This window comes from Streptomyces sp. NPDC001668, assembly GCF_042893155.1.
Classification (GTDB): domain Bacteria; phylum Actinomycetota; class Actinomycetes; order Streptomycetales; family Streptomycetaceae; genus Streptomyces.
In genome coordinates, this window is sequence record NZ_JBIAUQ010000025.1 from 12,790 (window position 1) to 31,910 (window position 19,121).

General features: G+C 71.7%; 10 protein-coding genes. 9 read left to right on the top strand and 1 reads right to left on the bottom strand.

Annotated elements, in window-relative coordinates; genetic code table 11:
* Positions 1–19 precede the first annotated feature (19 nt).
* The 3 genes from ACFYZ8_RS43475 to ACFYZ8_RS43485 all read left to right on the top strand — a co-directional run bounded on the left by ACFYZ8_RS43475 (position 20) and on the right by ACFYZ8_RS43485 (position 5,532).
* Positions 20–2,128 carry an ATP-binding protein gene (locus ACFYZ8_RS43475; RefSeq protein WP_388533973.1) on the top strand — a complete coding sequence of 703 codons (2,109 nt, stop codon included), beginning with the start codon at positions 20–22 and terminating at the stop codon, positions 2,126–2,128.
* Positions 2,129–2,281: 153 nt separating this feature from the next.
* Entirely contained in the window at positions 2,282–3,940 is a 1,659-nt protein-coding gene (locus ACFYZ8_RS43480) for a PucR family transcriptional regulator (protein ID WP_388533970.1), read from the top strand.
* 146 nt (positions 3,941–4,086) lie between these two features.
* On the top strand, positions 4,087–5,532 hold the full coding sequence (locus tag ACFYZ8_RS43485; RefSeq protein WP_388533967.1) for an aldehyde dehydrogenase family protein: 1,446 nt from the start codon (positions 4,087–4,089) through the stop codon (positions 5,530–5,532).
* 134 nt (positions 5,533–5,666) lie between these two features.
* On the opposite strand, the gene ACFYZ8_RS43490 is transcribed toward ACFYZ8_RS43485, so the two are convergent.
* Positions 5,667–8,522 carry a glycoside hydrolase family 3 C-terminal domain-containing protein gene (locus tag ACFYZ8_RS43490; RefSeq protein WP_388533965.1) on the bottom strand — a complete coding sequence of 952 codons (2,856 nt, stop codon included), beginning with the start codon at positions 8,520–8,522 and terminating at the stop codon, positions 5,667–5,669.
* Positions 8,523–8,848: 326 nt separating this feature from the next.
* Between ACFYZ8_RS43490 and ACFYZ8_RS43495 the strand changes: the two genes are divergently transcribed.
* The 6 genes from ACFYZ8_RS43495 (at position 8,849) to ACFYZ8_RS43520 (ending at position 19,096) form a co-directional block, all read left to right on the top strand.
* The gene (locus tag ACFYZ8_RS43495) at positions 8,849–10,528 is read left to right on the top strand and encodes an extracellular solute-binding protein (protein ID WP_388533962.1); all 1,680 of its coding nucleotides are present in this window, start codon (positions 8,849–8,851) and stop codon (positions 10,526–10,528) included.
* On the top strand, positions 10,528–11,586 hold the full coding sequence (locus ACFYZ8_RS43500) for an ABC transporter permease (protein ID WP_388533959.1): 1,059 nt from the start codon (positions 10,528–10,530) through the stop codon (positions 11,584–11,586). Before ACFYZ8_RS43495 ends, ACFYZ8_RS43500 begins: the two co-directional genes overlap by 1 nt.
* On the top strand, positions 11,583–12,509 hold the full coding sequence (locus ACFYZ8_RS43505) for a carbohydrate ABC transporter permease (RefSeq protein ID WP_388533956.1): 927 nt from the start codon (positions 11,583–11,585) through the stop codon (positions 12,507–12,509). The genes ACFYZ8_RS43500 and ACFYZ8_RS43505 overlap by 4 nt, the downstream gene beginning before the upstream one ends.
* Positions 12,510–12,660: 151 nt before the next feature.
* Positions 12,661–14,892: a 1,4-beta-glucanase gene (locus ACFYZ8_RS43510; protein WP_388533953.1), complete on the top strand. Its 2,232-nt coding sequence runs from the start codon at positions 12,661–12,663 to the stop codon at positions 14,890–14,892.
* A complete protein-coding gene (locus ACFYZ8_RS43515) occupies positions 14,892–16,886 on the top strand; it encodes a beta-galactosidase (protein ID WP_388533950.1) in 1,995 nt (664 codons plus the stop codon). Before ACFYZ8_RS43510 ends, ACFYZ8_RS43515 begins: the two co-directional genes overlap by 1 nt.
* A complete protein-coding gene (locus ACFYZ8_RS43520; RefSeq protein ID WP_388533947.1) occupies positions 16,883–19,096 on the top strand; it encodes a glycoside hydrolase N-terminal domain-containing protein in 2,214 nt (737 codons plus the stop codon). Before ACFYZ8_RS43515 ends, ACFYZ8_RS43520 begins: the two co-directional genes overlap by 4 nt.
* Positions 19,097–19,121: the final 25 nt, after the last annotated feature.

A 19,121-nucleotide genomic window follows, 5' to 3' on the forward strand; every position in this document is an offset into this window, starting at 1 on the left:
TGGTCAGGGAGCAGGGGCGATGGACAGCGACGGGACGCAGGACGCGCGGGGTACGCATGCGAATCCTGTGCCGCGGGCACGGTCCGGGATGCCGCCGATGCCGTCCCGGGCACCCGGAGTGCCCCCGGTGCCCGACGGTTCGGCGTTTCTGAGCTGGCTGCGGGCCCCCCGCCCCGAGGCCCCGCCCGGTGTGTGGAGGTTCGGTCACCGGGTCCGGCCGGAGCAGGAGCCGGAGCAGATCCCGACGCGGCAACTGCTCAGCGGCGCCGTGATCGGGTTCCTCTGCGGATGGCTGCTCTGTTCCCTGCTGTACAACGGCTACCTTGGCGGCTTCTGGCTGTGGCCCTGGTACGTGATGGCTCCGGACTCGTGGACACTGGGGCGAGCGGGGTGGCTCAGCTCGCTTTCCTATGTCTATGAAGGGCTCTTCTTCGCCGCGATCTTCGCCGTCTTCGGAAAGATCAGCCGCTGGGGCGAGGTCTGGCGCCGCTTCGGCCCCCCGGCCTGGCGTCCCGCCGCGCCCGCCCACGAACCTCCCCCCGCCCCCGAAGAAGACCCCGTCGAATGGCCCCAGCTCCGTGCCGCCGGTGCCGTGGACGCCGCTGAGCGGCTGGCCGCGGAGGCCAGGGCCGGGTTGATGCGGGATGTGGACCATGCCCGGATCGCGCGGGCCTGGCAGGGGGTGCGCAGTGGTCGGTTCGGGCTGGCCACGTTCACCGGTGCCGTGCTCCAGGACGGCTCCGCCGCCTGTCTGCACCCGTCAGGGGAGCGGGACCTGCCCACGAGGCTCGCTCGGCACGACCTGCTGACCGGGCAGGTGCGGCTGGGGACCACCGCCGACGACGCCCGCAACCCGTACGCCTACCGGGGAGCCGGGCTCGGGCTCGGGCCCGAGCTGCTCGGGACCTCGCTGCTCGCCGTCGGGCCGGCCGGGTCCGGGAAGACCGGGACCGTCATCAGGCCGCTCGCCGAGTCGCTGTGTCTGCACGCGCTCGCCGGACGGGCCGCCGTCGTGGTGATCGGCGCCGCGGGCGCGGGGCTCGGACCGGCCGACGCCTACGACGTGGTCGTACAGATCGGCAATCCGGAGTCGGTGTACGACCTCGACCTGTACGGGGGGACGACCGACCCCGACGAGGCCGCGGCCGTGCTCGCCGAGGCGCTGGTCGGGGATCTCGCCGAGCCCCACCAGGGCGGTGACACCCGGCGGTCCACCACGGTGCTCGCGCAGCTCCTCGGACCGTTCCGGGCGGTCCACGGCCGCTTCCCCTCCGTACCGGAGCTGCGGGGGCTGCTCGACGGAGCGCCCGGGCCGATGGCCGCGCTGCGCAAGGGGCTCGAGGACTCGGGTCAGGCGTCGCTGCTGCGTGAACTCGACGCGCGGGAGCGGCAGATGGGGAACCCGGGGGATGTGGGCGGGATTCTCGCGGACCGGGTCGCGCTGCTCGACCGGCCCGCGTTCGCCGCCTTCTTCGACACGTCCGGGCAGTCGCGGCCGTTCTCGCTGAAGGCGCTCGACCATCCGGTCCGGGTCCGGATCGACCTGCCCCAGCGCGGGCACGCCGACGCCTCGCGGATGCTGGCGCGGCTGGTGCTCGCGCAGTTCACGGCGAGTGTCGCGGTGCGGGAGGACCGGTCGCTGTTCGCCTGTCTGATCGTCGACGACGCCACGGGGGTCGTGACGCCGGAGGCCGTACGGGGCATCCAGCGGCTGCGGTCCGGCAACGCCGGGGTCGTGCTGACGCTGCGCACCCTGGACGACGTACCGAGGCCCTTGCGCGGCCCGCTGCTCGGGGCCACCGGGTGCCGGATGGCGCTGTCCGGGCTCACCCCGTGGGACGGGCAGGACTTCGCCGAGGTGTGGGGCAAGGAGTGGATCGAGGCGCGGGACGTCACCGACCGGCAGATCATCGCCGAGACCCCGGCCGGCAAGGTGCTGCACGCCGTGCGCCGGGTCATCACCGGCAAGGCGCCGACCGCGCGGGCGGTGACCGTGCGGCAGGTCGAGCGGGAGCGGTGGTCCGCGTCCGAGCTGGCGCACGGGGTGCCGCCCGGGCACGCGGTGCTGTCGCTGACCACGGTGACGGGCGAGCACGCGCCGCCGCTGCTGGTGGATCTGCGGGGATGACGTGGCGGGGACGACGTGGCGGGGATGACGTGGCGGGGACGACGTGACCCGATGACCGTACGGTGAGGCAGAATCGTCACAGGTCGTTCATACACGGCGGCCAAAAGATCGCAGCGACCGGCGATCACCGCACCCTGACGCTCTGAAGGCCCCATGCCCCCCACCCTCGCCTCGCTCGTCCACCACTCCGCGCTCAAGCTGACCGTGCGCGCGGGCGAGGACCGGCTGGACGTCCCCGTCCGCTGGGCGCATGTCAGCGAGCTCGCCGATCCCGTGCCCTACATGGAGGGCGGGGAGCTGCTGCTGATCACCGCGCTCAAGCTGGACGCGGAGGACCCGGAGGCGATGCGCCGGTATGTGAAGCGGCTGGCCGGGGCGGGGGTGGTGGGGCTGGGGTTCGCCGTCGGGGTCAATTACGAGGAGATCCCCGCGGCCCTCGTCGACGCCGCCCGCGAGGAGGGGCTCCCACTGCTCGAAGTGCCGCGCCGCACGCCCTTCCTGGCCATCAGCAAGGCCGTGTCCGCGGCGATCGCGGCGGATCAGTACCGTTCCGTCACCGCGGGCTTCGCCGCCCAGCGCGAACTGACCCGGCAGGCCCTGGCCGACGGCCCGGAGGGGCTGCTCGCCGCGCTCGCCGCCCAGGTGGACGGCTGGGCGGCGCTGTACGACGCCTCGGGCGCCGTCGTCGCCGCCGCGCCGGAGTGGGCGGGCCGACGGGCCGCACGTCTCACCGCCGACGTGGAACGGCTGCGGGAGCGGCCCTCGCCCGCCTCCTCCGTGGTCGGCGGATCCGGCACCGCCGACAACGACGACCGGGTGGAGCTGCACTCGCTGGGCACCGGGCGGCGGCCGCGGGCCGCGCTGGCGGTGGGGACGGCGTCCGCGCTCGGTACGGCGGAGCGGTACGCGGTGCACTCGGCGATCGCGCTGCTGACGCTCACCACCGAGCGGAACCGCTCCCTGTACGCCGCCGAGCAGCGGATCGGGGCGGCCGTGGTACGGATGCTGCTGGCGGGCGAGCCTGAGCACGCGCGCACGGTCGCGGGTGATCTGTACGGCGGTCTCCTGGACGCGCCCTTCCGGCTGATCGTGGCGGAGACGGCCGCCGTGTCGTCCGTACGGATCGGCGCCGACGCCCCCGCCCGGGTCCCGTCCGCCGCCGCGCTGGCGGCGGCTGCCGGCGCGAACGGCGACCCGCTCGGGGCGCTCACCGAGCTCGTGGAGTCCGCGGCGGCCCGCTCCGGGGAGACCGTGCTCGTGGTGCCGGAGGGGGAGCGGCTGGTGGTGCTGGCCGCGGACGGCGGGGCCGCCGTCACCGCGTGCGGGGAGTACGCGGTGGCCGTGGAGGCGGCGCGGACGCGTGAGCAGACGGGCGCCGGGGACGAGGACGAACTGGTCGTCGGCGTCTCGGCCCCCGTGGGACCGATCGCCGCCGCGGCCGCCTACACGCAGGCCGAACAGGCACTGTCGGTCGCCCGGCGGCGGGGCCGGGTGTACGTCGAGCACGAGCAGCTGGCCTCCGGTTCGGTGCTGCCGCTGCTCGCCGACGACGCGGTGCGGGCCTTCGCAGGCGGGCTGCTGCAGCCGCTGTACGAGCACGACGCGACCGGCCGCGGCGACCTGGTCGCCTCGCTGCGGGCCTGGCTCTCCCGGCACGGCCAGTGGGACGCGGCCGCCGCCGACCTGGGCGTCCACCGGCACACCCTGCGGTACCGGATGCGCCGGGTCGAGGAGATCCTCGGCCGGTCACTGGACGACCCGGACGTGCGGATGGAGCTCTGGCTGGCACTGAAGACGGTGTCGGCGGAGTAGGCACCCAGGAACCCGGGCATCTGGGCACCCAGGTCCCGCCCAGAGCGCCGGACCGGGCCGAACCGGGCCGAACCGTAGTGTCCGGGTCCCCCACTGCTCCACCCCGGACAAAATCGATCCCGCCCTCCCGGCCCTACCGTGGGGACATGACTTCCACCCACGCCTTCTGGCTCGCCGGCCGCCAGGTCACCGGCGAGGACACCTTCGACGTCACCTCCCCGTGGGACGGCCGGCTCGTCGGCGCGGTCGCCGTGCCGAACGACGAGCAGATCGAGGAGGCCGTGGCCGCCGCGTACGCCGTACGGGACGAGTTCGCCGCCACTCCCGCCCACGTCCGCGCCGCCGCCCTCGACCACGTCAGCCGCAGGCTCGTCGAGCGCACCGAGGAGATCGCCCAGCTGATCTCCGCCGAGAACGGCAAGCCGGTCAAGTGGGCCCGGGGGGAAGTCGGCCGCGCCGTCTCGGTGTTCCGCTTCGCCGCGGAGGAGGCCCGGCGGTTCAACGGCGGTGAGGCCCAGCGCCTGGACACCGACCTCGGCGGCCAGGGGCGCCTCGCGCTGACCCGCCGCTTCCCGAAGGGGGTCGTCCTCGGGATCGCGCCCTTCAACTTCCCGCTCAACCTCTGCGCCCACAAGATCGCCCCGGCGATCGCGGCCGGCGCGCCGATCATCCTGAAGCCGGCCCCGGCCACCCCGCTCTCCGGGCTGATCATCGGCGACCTCCTCGCCGAGACCGAGCTGCCCGCCGGCGCGTGGAGCATCCTGCCCGTCCCCAACGACCGGATGCCCGCGCTCGTCCAGGACGAGCGCCTGCCGGTGATCTCCTTCACCGGTTCCGAGAAGGTCGGTTACGCGATCATGGACTCGGTGCCCCGCAAGCACTGCACGCTGGAACTGGGCGGCAACGGCGCCGCGGTCGTCCTCGGTGACTACGCCTCCGACGCCGACCTCGACTGGGCCGCGACCCGCATCGCGACCTTCTCCAACTACCAGGGCGGCCAGTCCTGCATCTCCGTGCAGCGGGTGATCGCCGACGCGTCGGTGTACGACCGGCTGCTCCCGCGGATCGTGGCCGCCGTCGAGGCCCAGGTCACCGGCGATCCGAGCGACGACAAGACCGACGTCGGTCCCCTGGTCAGTGAGGACGCGGCCAAGCGCGTCGAGGCGTGGGTGAAGGAGGCCGTCGAGGCGGGCGCCACCCTGCTCACCGGCGGCGACCGCGACGGCGCCTCCTACGCGCCGACCGTCCTCACCGACGTCCCGGCCGACACGACGATCTCCTGCGAGGAGGTCTTCGGACCGGTTCTCACCGTGCAGAAGGTGGATGGCGAGACCGAGGCCTTCGCGGCCGTCAACGCCTCCAAGTACGGCCTCCAGGCGGGCGTGTTCACCCACGACCTCCAGGCCGCCTTCCGCGCCCACCGCGCCCTCGAGGTCGGCGGCGTGGTCATCGGTGACGTGCCGTCCTACCGTGCCGACCAGATGCCGTACGGCGGCGCCAAGCAGTCCGGTGTGGGCCGCGAGGGCGTGAAGTTCGCGATGGACGACTACACGTACGAGCGGGTGCTGGTGCTGACCGGCCTCGCGCTCTAGGAGAACCCACTAGTTAATGGGAACCATTTTCATGTAGTGTTGCGGCAGCGACGCTGACCCGCCGCCCCGAAGGGGCCCGGCACCGATGCCTTCCGGTGCCGGGCCCCTTCTTGTGCGTCGGCTGGTCCGGCCCCTCAACCGGAGAAGCCGACGCGCGCGAGCCGCAGCGGGCCGCGCAGTCTGAGATGCACGTCGTGCACGCCCTCGGCGACGATGCCGGCGCCGAGGGTGGTGTAGTCGTACGGTCCGGCGTCGGACTCCTCGACCTCCACGGAGGCGAGCACCGCGCCGCCGTCCAGGGACAGTTCGACCGCGCCCTCGCCGGACACCGTCATCGTCACCTCGGTGACGCCGTCCCCGAAGTCGCAGTCCCGGTAGACCAGTTCACCGGTACGACCCTCGGCGGCGGTCACCGCGTCGCCCGCCGTCCTGGTCCGGTCGACGATCTCGACACCGCTCTGCTCGTCGAAGTCCGCGCCTTCCAGGCCCTGTTGGAGCACGGGACGCGGCGCGCCTGGCTCGCCGTCGAGCAGTACCGTCGTCCGCAGCCGGACGTCCTCGCTGGAGGCGCCCGCCAGCAGCTCGTACGGGCCCGGCTCCAGACGCCACCGGCCCTGGGCCACGTCCCAGAACTCGAAGGCGCGCAAGGGGACGTCGAAGGACAGCTCCTCCTTGGCGCCCGGGGCGAGCGTGACGCGCCGGTGCGCCACCAGTTCGCGGCGCGGGCGGGGGAGCGCCGGGTCGATCGCGCGGGAGTAGAGCTGCGCGACCTCGTCGGCGGTGACGTCACCGGTGTTCGTGATCGTGAACGAGACGTGGGCCACCCCGTCGTCGATCCGCACGCCGAGATCGCCGTACGAGAAGGCCGCGTACGACAGTCCGTGGCCGAACGGGAACAGGGGCGTGCCCTCGAAGTACAGGTAGGTCTGGCGGCTGCCGATGACGTCGTAGTCGAGCAGGCCGGGCAGGTCCGCGTCGCTCTCGTACCAGGTCTGCGGGAGGCGGCCCGCGGGGGAGACGTCACCGGCCAGGACGCGGGCCAGGGCGGTGCCGGCCGCCTGGCCGCCGTGGGCCGTCCAGACCACCGCGGCCAGGTCGGAGGTGTCGAGCGCGTACGGGTAGGCCGAGACCAGGGCCAGCACGGTCCGCGGGTTCGCGGCGCGGGCCGCCCGCAGCAGGCGCTCCTGGTGGGCGGGGAGCCGCAGGGAGGCGCGGTCCTCGGTCTCGCGGCCGTTGATGTGCGGGTCGTTGCCCGCGACGACCAGGACGACGTCGGCCTCGGAGGTGACCCGGGTCACTGCGTCCTCACCGCGTTCGGCGATGATCAGCGTGAAGATTTCCGCGTGCTCGCCGTTCTCGTCGTTTTCGTCGGCAACCTTCACTCCGTCCGCGGCGACAGTGACGTGGCGGCCCGTACCGAGGTGCCTGAGGAGGTGACCGCTGCCGTGCTGCTCCAGGCGGAAGGTCTCCTGGACGACCCAGCCTCCGGGCTGGTCGGCGGAGGCGCGCAGGTAGCCGTCCTCGGCGACGGAGAGATAGCGGCCGTCGGGGGCGCGGAGCGTGAGGACGCCCTCGTCCCAGTCGATCAGCGCGAACTCGGTGCCGGTCGCGTCGGTCGTCAGCGGGGGCAGGTCGGTGCGGCCCGCGAGCAGCGCCGGGTCCAGAGCGCCTTCGGCGCCGCGCACCTCGTCCTCGGCACCCTCGGAGGCCGGGACGTGCAGAAACGTCCCGGCGGAGGTCTTGAGCCGGACCCGGTCCACACCCTCCGCGAACTCCACCCGCTCGGCCCCGAACCGCTCGTACAGCCCCTCCAGCGGGGTGGAGCGGTGGATGAGCGTGCCGCTGTACCAGTCGAGCTTGCACTCGTCGGCGAGGAGGCCGACCACGGCGAGCCGGGTGTCGGCGGCGAGCGGGAGCACGCCGTCGTTCCGGAGCAGCACGATCGCCTGCTCGGCGGCCTCCTGGGCGAGGGCGCGGTGCTCGGGCGTGTCGAAGTCCCGGACGCCGGCGTGCGGGTCGTGGTCCGGGTCGAACTCGCCGAGCCGGAAACGGACCGAGAGCTGCCGGCGGACCGCGGTGTCGATCTCGGCCTCGGTCAACAGGCCCTGGTCGAGCGCCCCCTGGATGCGCGCGACCATCTGCGAGCTGTCCGTGCCGTGGTCGGTGAAGCTGTCGACACCGGCCCTGAGGGAGGCCGCGGTGGCCTCCTCGTGGGTGTCGAAGTAGTGCTCGTGGTCGACCAGGTTGGAGGGCGCGCCCGCGTCCGAGCAGACCAGCAGCTCCTCCTCGGTCCAGGCGCGCAGGTGCTCGCGCAGATACGGCGAGACGTGGTTGGGGCGGCCGTTGACCAGGTTGTACGCCGGCATCACGCCCGCCACCGCGCCCGCCTCGACCGCCTCGCGGAAGGCCCGCAGGTCGTACTCGTGCAGCACGCGCGGACGCACCGAGCTGGACGAAGTGGCCCGGTCCGTCTCGTTGTTGTGGGCCAGCCAGTGCTTGAGCACCGGGGCCGTGCGCCAGTACGTGGGGTGGTCGCCGCGCAGCCCGTGGGTGTAGGCGGTGGCGATGGCCGAGGTGAGCTTCGGGTCCTCCGAGTAGCCCTCCTCGTTACGGCCCCACAGCGGGTGGCGGAGCAGATTGACGGTCGGAGCCCAGACGTTGAGGCCGACCCGGTCGTCGCGGGCGCGCATCGCCCGGACCTCTTTGGACACCGCCTCGCCGACCCGCCGTACGAGGTCGGTGTTCCAGGTCGCGCCGAGGCCCACCGCCTGCGGGAAGACCGTCGCGGGTCCCATCCACGCGACGCCGTGCAGGGCCTCCTGGCCGGTGCGGAACGCGGGGACGCCGAGCCGTTCGACGGCGGGCGCGAACTGGTGCAGGAAGCCGATCTTCTCGTCGAGGGTCAGCCGCGACAGCAGATCGTCGATGCGCTTCGCGAACGGCAGGTGCGGATCGCGAAAAGGCGGTGTGTGCGGCGAGTGTGCGGTCACGTCGGGAGCCCCTTGCGATGGATCGGTTCGATGCTTTCGAAGCGCTTCGATGCTCATTCGACATCAGGGCGGGTGTCAAGAGATCGACACCTTCACTTCAAGCGGTGCATAAGAAAAGGTCACCCCTCTTACCTCCGAGGAATCTTGGGAACGACCCTTGTGCACCCCTGGGTGTTCACTTAACCTCACAGCAACATCGAAGCGCTTCGACTACGGATTCGTAGCAAGGGTCGAAGCATCGCTTCAGCTCAGCCAGTTCCACTCAAGACACCGCAGCCGACGGCTCCACCGCCGGGTGTCCTGGTGCGCCATGAAGGGTTGACGCAATGACGCCGAACGCCGCTTCCGCCTCCTCCGGGCCCAGCCGGAGAAGCTTCCTCGCCTCCACCGCGGTCGCCACCGCAGCGGTGGCGGGCGGGATGCCGCTGCTTGCCGCCTGTGGCGGCTCGGACAGCGGGGAGCGCGAAGGGACCACGTCGGGCAAGGCGGCGGACAAGCTGCTCCCGACGTTCGTCGCCAGCACGGTCGCGAACCCGGACCTGCCGTCCAAGAACGGTTCGGCCGCCGGCTACACCGGAAAGGTCGACCTCGCGGCCCTGAAGACCTCGGTCCCGGAGAAGCTCGGCACCGGCGCCCCCCTCAAGATCATGTCTCCGTTCTGGGGCTCCCCGCCGAAGGCCGGCTGCGCCTACTACAAGGCGCTCGACGCCGCCGCGGGCACCAAGATCACCTGGCAGAACCAGGACGGCAACACCTACGGCCAGAAGCTCGGCGCCGTCCTCGCCTCCAGCGCCATACCCGACATGGTGGTGGTGCCGAGCTGGGAACTGGTCGGCAAGATCTCGAACGCCGTCACCGCGAAGTTCATGGACCTCAGCCCCTACATCGCGGGCGACAAGGTCAAGAAGTACCCGAACCTGGCCGCGATCCCCTCCGACGCCTGGCGCATGGGCATCTTCGGCGGTGCGCTGCGCGGCATCCCGATGCCGGCCGCCACCGCGTCCTTCATCGTGCCGTACTACCGCAAGGACATCTTCGACAAGAAGGGGTACACGGTCCCCAAGTCGCCGGACGAGTTCCTTAGTTGGGCCAAGGAGGCCACCAGCGCCAAGGCCAAGGTGTGGGCCTGCGGTGACATGTCGTGGAGCGCCTTCAACATCTTCGGCGTCCGTGCCTCCGGGGCCCTCGGCTGGAACATCGGCGACGACGGCAAGCTGACGTACCGCGTCGAGCAGCCCGAGTACCTCGAAGCCCTGGAGTGGACGCGCAAGCTGTTCGACGCCGGTGTGGTCCACCCCGACGACAAGGCGCGCTCGGGCGACGTGGGCAACCGGTTCACCGCCGGACAGATCCTGGTCTACAACAACGACATGTCCCACTGGTACGGGAAGACCGCCGAACAGGCGGCGTCCAACCCGGACTTCGTGATCGACGGCATGGACATCTTCGGCGCCGACGGCGGCAACCCGAAGCTGTGGGCGGCCCAGCCCGCCGGCATCTGGTCGATGATCCGCAAGGGCGCCTCGAAGACCACGATCGAGAACGCCCTGGCCGCCGCCGACTTCGCGGCCGCGCCCTACGGCACCAAGGAGCGGATGCTCGTCGACTACGGCGTCGAGGGCACCCACTACACCGTCAAGAACGGCGTCCCGGTCAAGAACGACCTGGGCAACTCCGAGGTCGTCAACGCCTGGGTGATGCTGGCCGCGCCGGCCGCCTACTACGCCCACCCCGACTTCCCCGAGGTCGCCCGCAAGCAGGTCGAGTGGCAGCAGCGGATGGGCGCCTTCATGAAGAAGACGTCCACGTTCGGCATGAACATCGTCGAGCCGACCCGCTACGCCAACCTCTCCAGCCAGTTCGAGCAGCTCGAGATCGACTACGTGCGCGGCAACCGCAAGCTCTCCGACGTCCAGGCCGCCATCTCCACCTGGAAGTCCTCCGGCGGCGACAAGCTGCGCGACTGGTACAAGCAGCTCATCGACAAGAACGGCAGCGGCAACTGATGTCTCTCACGGCCGGGAGCAGGCCCGACGGGACTCGTCCCCCCGCGGCCGTCGAGGAACCGACGGCCGCGGTCGCCCAGGTGGCGGATTCGGCGAAGGTGCGGGTGCCGCGCAAGGAGGGGAAGGCCGGCAAGGTCCCCTTCCGGGTCCGGCTGCGCCGCGACCGCACCCTCATCCTGATGACGCTGCCCGTCATCCTCCTGCTCCTGCTCTTCAACTACGTCCCGCTGCTCGGCAACGTCGTCGCCTTCCAGGACTACGACCCGTACATCTCCAGCAACGGCGTCACCGCGATCTTCCACAGCCCCTGGGTCGGGGTGGAGCAGTTCTCCCGGATGATCGACGACCCGCTGTTCTGGGGCGCCGCGAAGAACACCATCGTGCTGTTCGTGCTCCAACTCGTGCTCTTCTTCCCGATCCCCATCGCCCTGGCACTGCTCATCAACAGCGTGATCAGGCCCCGGGTGCGGGCCGTGGCACAGGCGATCATGTATCTGCCGCACTTCTTCTCGTGGGTCCTCGTCGTCACCGTGTTCCAGCAGATCTTCGGCGGCGCGGGCATCATCGCCCAGACCCTGGAGGACCACGGCTGGACCGGCTTCGACCTGATGACCAACGCGGGCCTGTTCAAGTACCTGGTCACCGCGCAGGCCGTCTGGAAGGACGCCGGCTGGGGGATCATCGTCTTCCTCGCCGCCCTGGCCGCCGTCAGCACCGACCTGTACGAGGCCGCCGCCATGGACGGCGCCGGACGCTGGCGCCGCATGTGGCACGTGACGCTGCCCGCACTGCGCCCGGTGATCGCGCTGCTGCTGGTCCTCAGGGTGGGCGACGCACTGAGCGTCGGCTTCGAGCAGTTCCTGCTCCAGCGGGACGCGGTCGGGGTCGGGGCCAGCGAGGTCCTGGACACCTACGTGTGGAACATGGGCATCCAGAACGGCGACTTCAGCTACGCGGCCGCGGTCGGACTGGTCAAGGGAGCCATCGGAGTGTGTCTCGTCCTGGCCGCGAACAAGTTCGCGCATCTGCTCGGCGAGCAGGGGGTGTACAAGAAGTGAGCCTCAACACGCAGCTCATCCGCAGTCTCAAGGCCCCCGCGCGGCCGGCGTGGGAGGAGGAGCCCAACAAGGCCGGCCTCACCGCCAAGGGCGGTCTCCTTCTCCTGTGCTGCCTGGGCGTGCTCGGTCCGCTGTGGATCGTCATCGTCACCAGCCTCTCCCCGAAGCCGGTGATCGACCGGGTAGGCGGCCTCGTCGTGATCCCGCAGGGCATCACCTTCGTGAACTACACGGAGCTGCTCAGCGGCGGTCAGGTGAGCCGGGCGATCATGGTCTCGGTCGGGGTGACGCTCGTCGGCACGCTGTTCTCGATGGCGGTGTCGGTGCTGGCCGCGTACGGGTTGTCGCGGCCGGGGAGCCTGGGGCACCGGTTCTTCCTGATGACCATGATGGCGACGATGTTCTTCGGGGCCGGCCTCATTCCGACCTACCTGCTGGTGCAGTCGCTGGGACTGACGGACACGTATCTGTCGCTGATCCTGCCGAGCGCGGTCAGTGTCTTCAACATCCTGGTGCTGCGGGCCTTCTTCATGGGCATCTCGCCCGAGCTCACCGAGTCCGCGCGCATCGACGGGGCCGGTGACATGCGGATCCTGCTGACCATCATCATGCCGCTGTCCCGAGCTGTGCTGGCCGTGATCTCGCTGTTCTACGCGGTGGGTTACTGGAGTGCCTGGTTCAACGCGTCGATCTATCTGAGCGACCAGGACATGATGCCGTTGCAGAACGTGCTCATTCAGCTCGTCCAGAAGCACACGGAGTCACCCACAGGGTTGCAGCAGGCGGTGCGCACGGGGCAGTTGTCGGCGCTGGGTCTGCAGATGGCCGTGATGGTGCTGGCGTTGATCCCTGTCGCCGTGGCTTCTCCGTTCGTGCAGCGGCACTTCAAGAAGGGCATGCTCACGGGTGCGGTGAAGGGCTGACCGTTCGCCACCTCGGAGGGGTGGTTCCGACGGACGGCGGCTGCGGGTCGTTTGTGGCTGGGCGCGCACACGCGGCGGAGCCGCACATCGATACAGTCCCGCGCCCCCAGGTAAGTATCTCCCCCCTTTCTCGATCAGCGAGGTATGTGTCATGCGCGCGTCCGGTGTCAGCCGTCGTGCCGTTCTTGGTGGAGCTGCGGTCGCTGCCGCCTTCACCGTTGTTCCGGCCTCCCTCCAGGGGCGCGCCGAGGCAGCCACCCCCTCCTACCGCTGGCGCCAAGTCGCCATCGGCGGAACCGGTTTCGTCACCGGCGTCCTCTTCCACCCCTCCGTACCCGGACTCGCCTACGCCCGTACCGACATCGGCGGGGCCTACCGCTGGGACGACCGGGGCGCGCGCTGGATCCCGCTCAACGACGACCTCGGGTGGGACGACTGGAACCTCCTCGGTGTCGAGGCGATGGCCGTCGACCCCGCCCACCCCGACCGGGTCTACCTCGCGCTCGGCACCTACGCCCAGCCCTGGGCCGGCAACGGAGCAGTGCTGCGGTCCGAGAACCGCGGTGCCACCTGGGCCCGGACCGACCTCTCCGTGAAGCTCGGCGGGAACGAGGACGGGCGGGGAGCGGGGGAGCGGCTGCTCGTCGATCCCCGGGACAGCGACACGCTGTGGCTGGGCACCAGGCATGACGGGCTGCTCAAGTCCACCGACCGGGGCGCCACTTGGGCCGTCGCCGACGGATTCCCCGGCACGCCCGGCGCGGGCGGCCAGGGCGTCACCCTGCTCGTCGCCGCCGGGCGGGTCCTCTACACCGGCTGGGGCGACTCCGACGGGACCGCCGCCAACCTGTACCGCACCTCCGACGGCACCACCTGGGACGCCGTCCCCGGGCAGCCCTCAGGCGCCTCCGCCAAGGTGCCGATCAGAGCCGCGTACGACTGCCACACCCGCGAGCTGTACCTCACCTACGCCAACGCGCCCGGCCCCAACGGGCAGTCCGACGGCAGTGTGCACAAGCTTGCCACGGCGAGCGGCAAGTGGACCGACGTCACACCCGTGAAGCCCGGCGGGACCACGAGCGACGGCTCCGCCGACACCTTCGGGTACGGCGGGGTCTCCGTGGACGCCCGCCGCCCCGGCACCGTCGTGGTCTCCACCAACAACCGCTGGGCCGACGTCGACACCCTGTACCGGACCACCGACGGCGGCCGCACCTGGACGTCCCTGAAGGACTCCGCGGTCCTCGACATCTCCGAGACCCCGTTCCTCACCTTCGGCGCCGCCGAGCCCAAGTTCGGCTGGTGGATCCAGGCCGTCGCCGTCGACCCGTACGACTCGCGGCACATCGTCTACGGCACCGGCGCCACCCTCTACGGCACCCGCGACCTCAAGCACTGGGCCCCGCAGATCCGCGGCCTGGAGGAGACCTCCGTACGCCACCTCATCTCGCCCCCGACCGGCGAGGCGCACCTGCTCAGCGGCCTCGGGGACATCGGGGTGATGTACCACGAGCGGCTGACCGCCTCGCCCTCGCGCGGAATGGCTTCGAACCCGGTGTTCGGGTCGGCGACCGGACTCGCCCAGGCCGCAGCCAAGCCCTCGTACGTCGTCCGCACCGGCTTCGGCGACCACGGCAACGGCGCCTTCTCGAACGACGGCGGCAGGACCTGGGCGCCCTTCGCGGCCCAGCCCGCCCTCGCCAAGGACGCGCCGGGCCCCATCGCCACCAACGCCGACGGCAGCGTGCTGCTGTGGACCTTCGTGCACTGGGACGGCACCAAGTACCCCGCCCAGCGCTCCACGGACAACGGAGCGACCTGGTCCGAGGTCCTCACCTGCCCCAAGGGCGCCACCCCGCTGGCCGACCCGGCCGACCCGGCGCGTTTCTACGCGTACGACACCGACACCGGCACCCTGTTCGCCAGCACGGACGGCGGTCTCACCTTCACCGGGCGCGCCAGCGGGCTGCCCTCAGGGGACAGCCAGTTCCAGCTGGCGGCGGCCCCGGGACGCTCCGGCGACCTGTGGCTCAGCACCAAGACGAACGGCCTCCACCGTTCCACCGACGGCGGGGCGACCTTCACCGAGGTCACCAGCTGCTCGGCCTCGCACACCCTCGCCTTCGGCAAGGCCGCCGCCGGGGCCGCGTACCCGGCGGTCTACATGGTCGGCTCGGCAGGCTCGGCAGGCTCGGTCGGTTCCGCGGGGACTCTCACCGCCGTGTACCGCTCCGACGACGGCGCGAAGAGCTGGGTGCGCGTCAACGACGACCAGCACCAGTGGGGCTGGATCGGCGCGGCCATCGCCGCCGACCCGCGGGTGTACGGCCGCGTCTACATCGCCACCAACGGCCGGGGCATCCAGTACGGGGAGCCCGTCTGATGGCCGCGGGAAGGAAGCCGTCGCTGGGCGACGCCACGCGCGGCCGCATCCTCTTCGGCGGCGACTACAACCCGGAGCAGTGGCCCGAGGAGACCTGGCTGGAGGACGTGCGGCTGATGAAGGCCGCCGGCGTCAACTCCGTCACCCTCGGCGTCTTCTCCTGGGCCAAGCTCGAACCCCGCCCGGGTGAGCGGGACTTCGGCTGGCTGGACCGGCTGATGGACCTGATGCACGAGAACGGCATCGGGGTCGTCCTGGCCACCCCCACCTCCTCGCCGCCGCCGTGGATGGGACACCTCCACCCCGACACCCTCCCCGTCACCGAGGACGGCCGCACCGAGTACTGGGGCGGGCGCCAGCACTTCTCGCACTCCAGCGCCACCTACCGCCGCTACGCCGCCGCCATCACCGAGGACCTCGCCGCCCGCTACGGCAGCCACCCGGCCCTCACCATGTGGCACATCAACAACGAGTACTGCACCTACGACTGGAGCGACGAGGCCGCCGCCCGGTTCAGGAGCTGGCTCCAGCAGCGGTACGGCACCCTCGACGCCCTCAACTCCGCCTGGGGGACCGCCTTCTGGAGCCAGGGTTACGGCGACTGGGCCGAGATCCACACGCCCCGCCAGGCGCACTACATGAAGAACCCCACCCAGGTGCTGGACTTCAAGCGCTTCACCTCCGACATGCTCCTGGAGTGCTACCTCGCCGAGCGGGACATCGTCCGGAGGGCCACCCCGCACATCCCCGTGACCAGCAACTTCATGCCCCTGTGGGTCGGGCAGGACGCCTGGCGCTGGGCCGAGGAGGAGGACGTCGTCTCCGTCGACCTCTACCCCGACCCGCGTGACCCCCTGGGGGCCCAACAGGGCGCCCTCGTCCAGGACATGACCCGCTCGCAGGCGCGCGGCCCCTGGATGCTCATGGAGCAGGCCGCGGGGCCGGTCAACTGGCGGGGCGTGAACCACCCCAAACCCCGTGGCCTGAACCGCCTCTGGTCCCTCCAGGCCGTCGCCCGCGGCGCCGACGCCGTCTGCTACTTCCAGTGGCGCCAGTCCCGGCAGGGCGCGGAGAAGTTCCACTCCGGGATGGTCAGCCACGCGGGGGAGGAGGGGCGCACCTACCAGGAGGTCAAGCAGCTCGGCGCCGAACTCGCCGCGATAGCACCGCATGTGACGGGTAGTCACACCGCCAACGACATCGCCGTCCTGCACGACTGGCACGCCTGGTGGGCCGGCGCCCAGGACGGCCGCCTCTCCAGCGAGGTCGACCACCCGGACGTACTGAGGTCCTGGCACCGCGCCCTGTGGCAGGCCCACCTCACCACCGACTTCGCCCACCCCGAACACGACCTCACCGCCTACAAGGTGGTCGTCCTCCCCCAGCTCTACGCCCTCACCGACCAGGCGATCGACAACCTCCTCGCCTACGTCCGCCAGGGCGGCACCCTCGTCTCCGGCTTCCTCACCGGCGTCGCCGACCAGGACGACCGGGTACGCCCCGGCGGCATGGACGCCAGGCTGCGCGCACTGTTCGGCATCCGCACCCTGCACGAGTGGTGGCCGCTGGACGCGGGGGAGCTCGCCGAGTGCGACGGCCGACCAGGCGGCTTCCGCGGCACCCTGTGGTCGGAGGAGATCGACAAGACCGAGGACGCCACCGCGGAGGCCGTCTACAAGGGCGGTGAGCTCGACGGGCTGCCCGCCGTGCTGCGCAGGGGACGCGCCTGGTACCTCTCGACGCTTCCCGAGCCGGCCGCCCTGCGCGAACTCCTCGCCCGGATCGCCACGGAGGCGGGCGCGCGACCGGTCCTCGACCAGCTGCCCGACCAGGTCGAGGCCGTCCGCCGCGGCGAGCTGCTGTTCCTGCTCAACCACGACCGCGAGCCGGTGACGGTCGACGTGCCCGGCACCCACCAGGACCTGCTGACGGGCCGCTCCCACACGGACCGGGTCACGCTGGGCCGCTACGGAGTGGCGGTGCTCAGGCCATGACCGAAGGACCCGTCCACGGCACCTGGGAGTCCCGGCCGGCCGCCCGCTGGGAGGACGGCTTCCTCAGCGGCAACGGCCACCACGGCGCCCTCCTGTTCGGGGACCCGGGCGACGAGCGGGTCGTGGTCACCCACCACACCCTGGTCCGCCCCAACGGCGCCGAACACGCCCGCCCGCCCCGCCTCGCCGCCGAACTGCCCGCCCTCCAGGACCGGTTGCTCGCCGGTGAGCTGGACGCCGCCGAGCGCTTCACGGACGGCCGCCCGCTCCAGTGGGTGCAGCCCTTCCACCCCGCCTTCCAGATCCGGCTGCGCCGTCCGGGCGCGGAGGCCTCCGGCTACCGGCGTTCCGCCGACTTCACCACCGGTGTCCTGCGCACCGAGAGCGAGGGGTGGCGCGGTCAGGTCTTCGTCTCCCGTGCGGACGACGTCATCGTCCAGCACGTCGAGGCGCCGGACCTGGTGGTGTCCCTGGACCACCGGCTCCCGGGCGCGCCCCACGCCCTGATGGTCGGCCAGAGCATCGTCCGCGCCGCCGACGGAGCCCTCCTCACCCTCCGCGTCCGCTACCCCGGCAGCGAGCGCGGCTACACCGGCATCACCCTGGCCGTCCCCACGGGCGGCCGCACCGCGCTCGTCCCGCCCGGCGCCCACATCACCGGCGCCGAGTCCGTCCTGCTACTGACCCGCGTCGTACGCCACACCGGCGAACTCGACACGACACCCCACGTCGAGGCCCTGCGCGACCTGGTCCCCGAGTCCGAACCCGAGCCCGAGTCGGGGTCCGACGCATACGCCCGGCTCCTCGACCGGCACACCCGCCTCCACCGCACCGCCTACTCACGCGTCACCCTCGACCTCGCCGCCGACCCCGCCGAACGCGCCCTGCCGGGCTCGCAGTTGCTGGAACGGCCGGACAGCCCCGCCCTGCTGGAACGCCTCTTCGCCGCCGGCCGCTACCACCTGCTCTCCTCCAGCGGCCTCTTCCCGCCCCGCCTCACCGGCCTGTGGACCGGCGACTGGGACACGGCATGGTCGGGAGCCTTCACCAACGACGCCAACGTCAACCTCCAGACCGCGTCCGCCGCGAGCGCCGCCCTCCCCGAAGTCGCCGCAGCCCTGGCCTCCCTGATCCACCGCCAGCTGCCGGACTGGCAGGACAACGCCCGCGAGATCTTCGGCGCCCGGGGCATCGTGGCCCCGCCGCACTCCGACGGCGAGTCCGGGCTGACGTACCACTTCAGCCGCGAGTACCCGCTGCACCTGTGGACAGCGGGCGCCGACTGGCTGCTCAAACCCCTCGTCGACCACGACGAGACCCGCGGTGAACAGGACCCGCGCACCGCCCGCGCCCTCGCCGAACTCGCCCTGTTCTACGAGGACTTCCTCACCCGTACGGACGCCGAAGGGCAGCTCGTCGTCGTCCCCTCCTACTCGCCCGAGAACCGCCCGGCGAACGCCGGCTGGGGTGCGATCAACGCGGCCATGGACCTCTCGGCCGCCCGGCACGCGCTGCGCACGGCCGCCGCATACCACCCGGAGAGGGCGGAAGCCTGGCGGTCCCTGGCCGACCGCCTCCCACCCCACCGCGTCAACACCGACGGAGCCCTCGCCGAATGGGCCTGGCCCGGCCTCGACGACACCTACGACCACCGCCACCTCAGCCACCTCTACGGTGTCTGGCCGCTCGACGAGATCACCCCCTACGACACCCCCGACCTCGCCCGCGCGGCCCACCGCGCCCTCGAACTGCGCGGATCCGAGAACGACTCGGCCCACGGCCACCTCCACCACGCCCTCGTCGCCGCCCGGCTGCGCGACGGCGAACGGGTCGCGCACGCCCTCGGCCAGGTCCTCAAGGGCGACTTCTTCCACACCTCGCTGATGAGCGCGCACTACCCGGACCGGGACGTCTACAACGCGGACGCCGCCCACACCCTGCCCGCCGTCCTCGTCGAGATGCTCGTCCAGTCGACACCGGACCGGCTGGTGCTGCTCCCGGCGGTACCCACCACCTGCCCCCGAGGCCAACTACGGGGCATCCGCACCAGGTTCGGGGCCGGACTCGACCTCACCTGGAGCCCCACCGAAGCGACCGCGGTGCTGCGCCCCACCCGCACCCACCGCGTCGAACTGAGGACTTCCTCCGGCGCCGAACCGCTCGACCTCGTCGCCGGAGAAGACCACGTCATCCGTCTGGAGGCGTGGTAACCCCCCCGCATTTCCCCCCACCCAT

Coding starts and splice junctions, on each gene's coding strand:
- ACFYZ8_RS43495 (WP_388533962.1), top strand. CDS start 8,849: ATGACGCCGAACGCCGCTTCCGCCTCCTCCGGGCCCAGCCGGAGAAGC.
- ACFYZ8_RS43520 (WP_388533947.1), top strand. CDS start 16,883: ATGACCGAAGGACCCGTCCACGGCACCTGGGAGTCCCGGCCGGCCGCC.
- ACFYZ8_RS43485 (WP_388533967.1), top strand. CDS start 4,087: ATGACTTCCACCCACGCCTTCTGGCTCGCCGGCCGCCAGGTCACCGGC.
- ACFYZ8_RS43515 (WP_388533950.1), top strand. CDS start 14,892: ATGGCCGCGGGAAGGAAGCCGTCGCTGGGCGACGCCACGCGCGGCCGC.
- ACFYZ8_RS43475 (WP_388533973.1), top strand. CDS start 20: ATGGACAGCGACGGGACGCAGGACGCGCGGGGTACGCATGCGAATCCT.
- ACFYZ8_RS43500 (WP_388533959.1), top strand. CDS start 10,528: ATGTCTCTCACGGCCGGGAGCAGGCCCGACGGGACTCGTCCCCCCGCG.
- ACFYZ8_RS43480 (WP_388533970.1), top strand. CDS start 2,282: ATGCCCCCCACCCTCGCCTCGCTCGTCCACCACTCCGCGCTCAAGCTG.
- ACFYZ8_RS43510 (WP_388533953.1), top strand. CDS start 12,661: ATGCGCGCGTCCGGTGTCAGCCGTCGTGCCGTTCTTGGTGGAGCTGCG.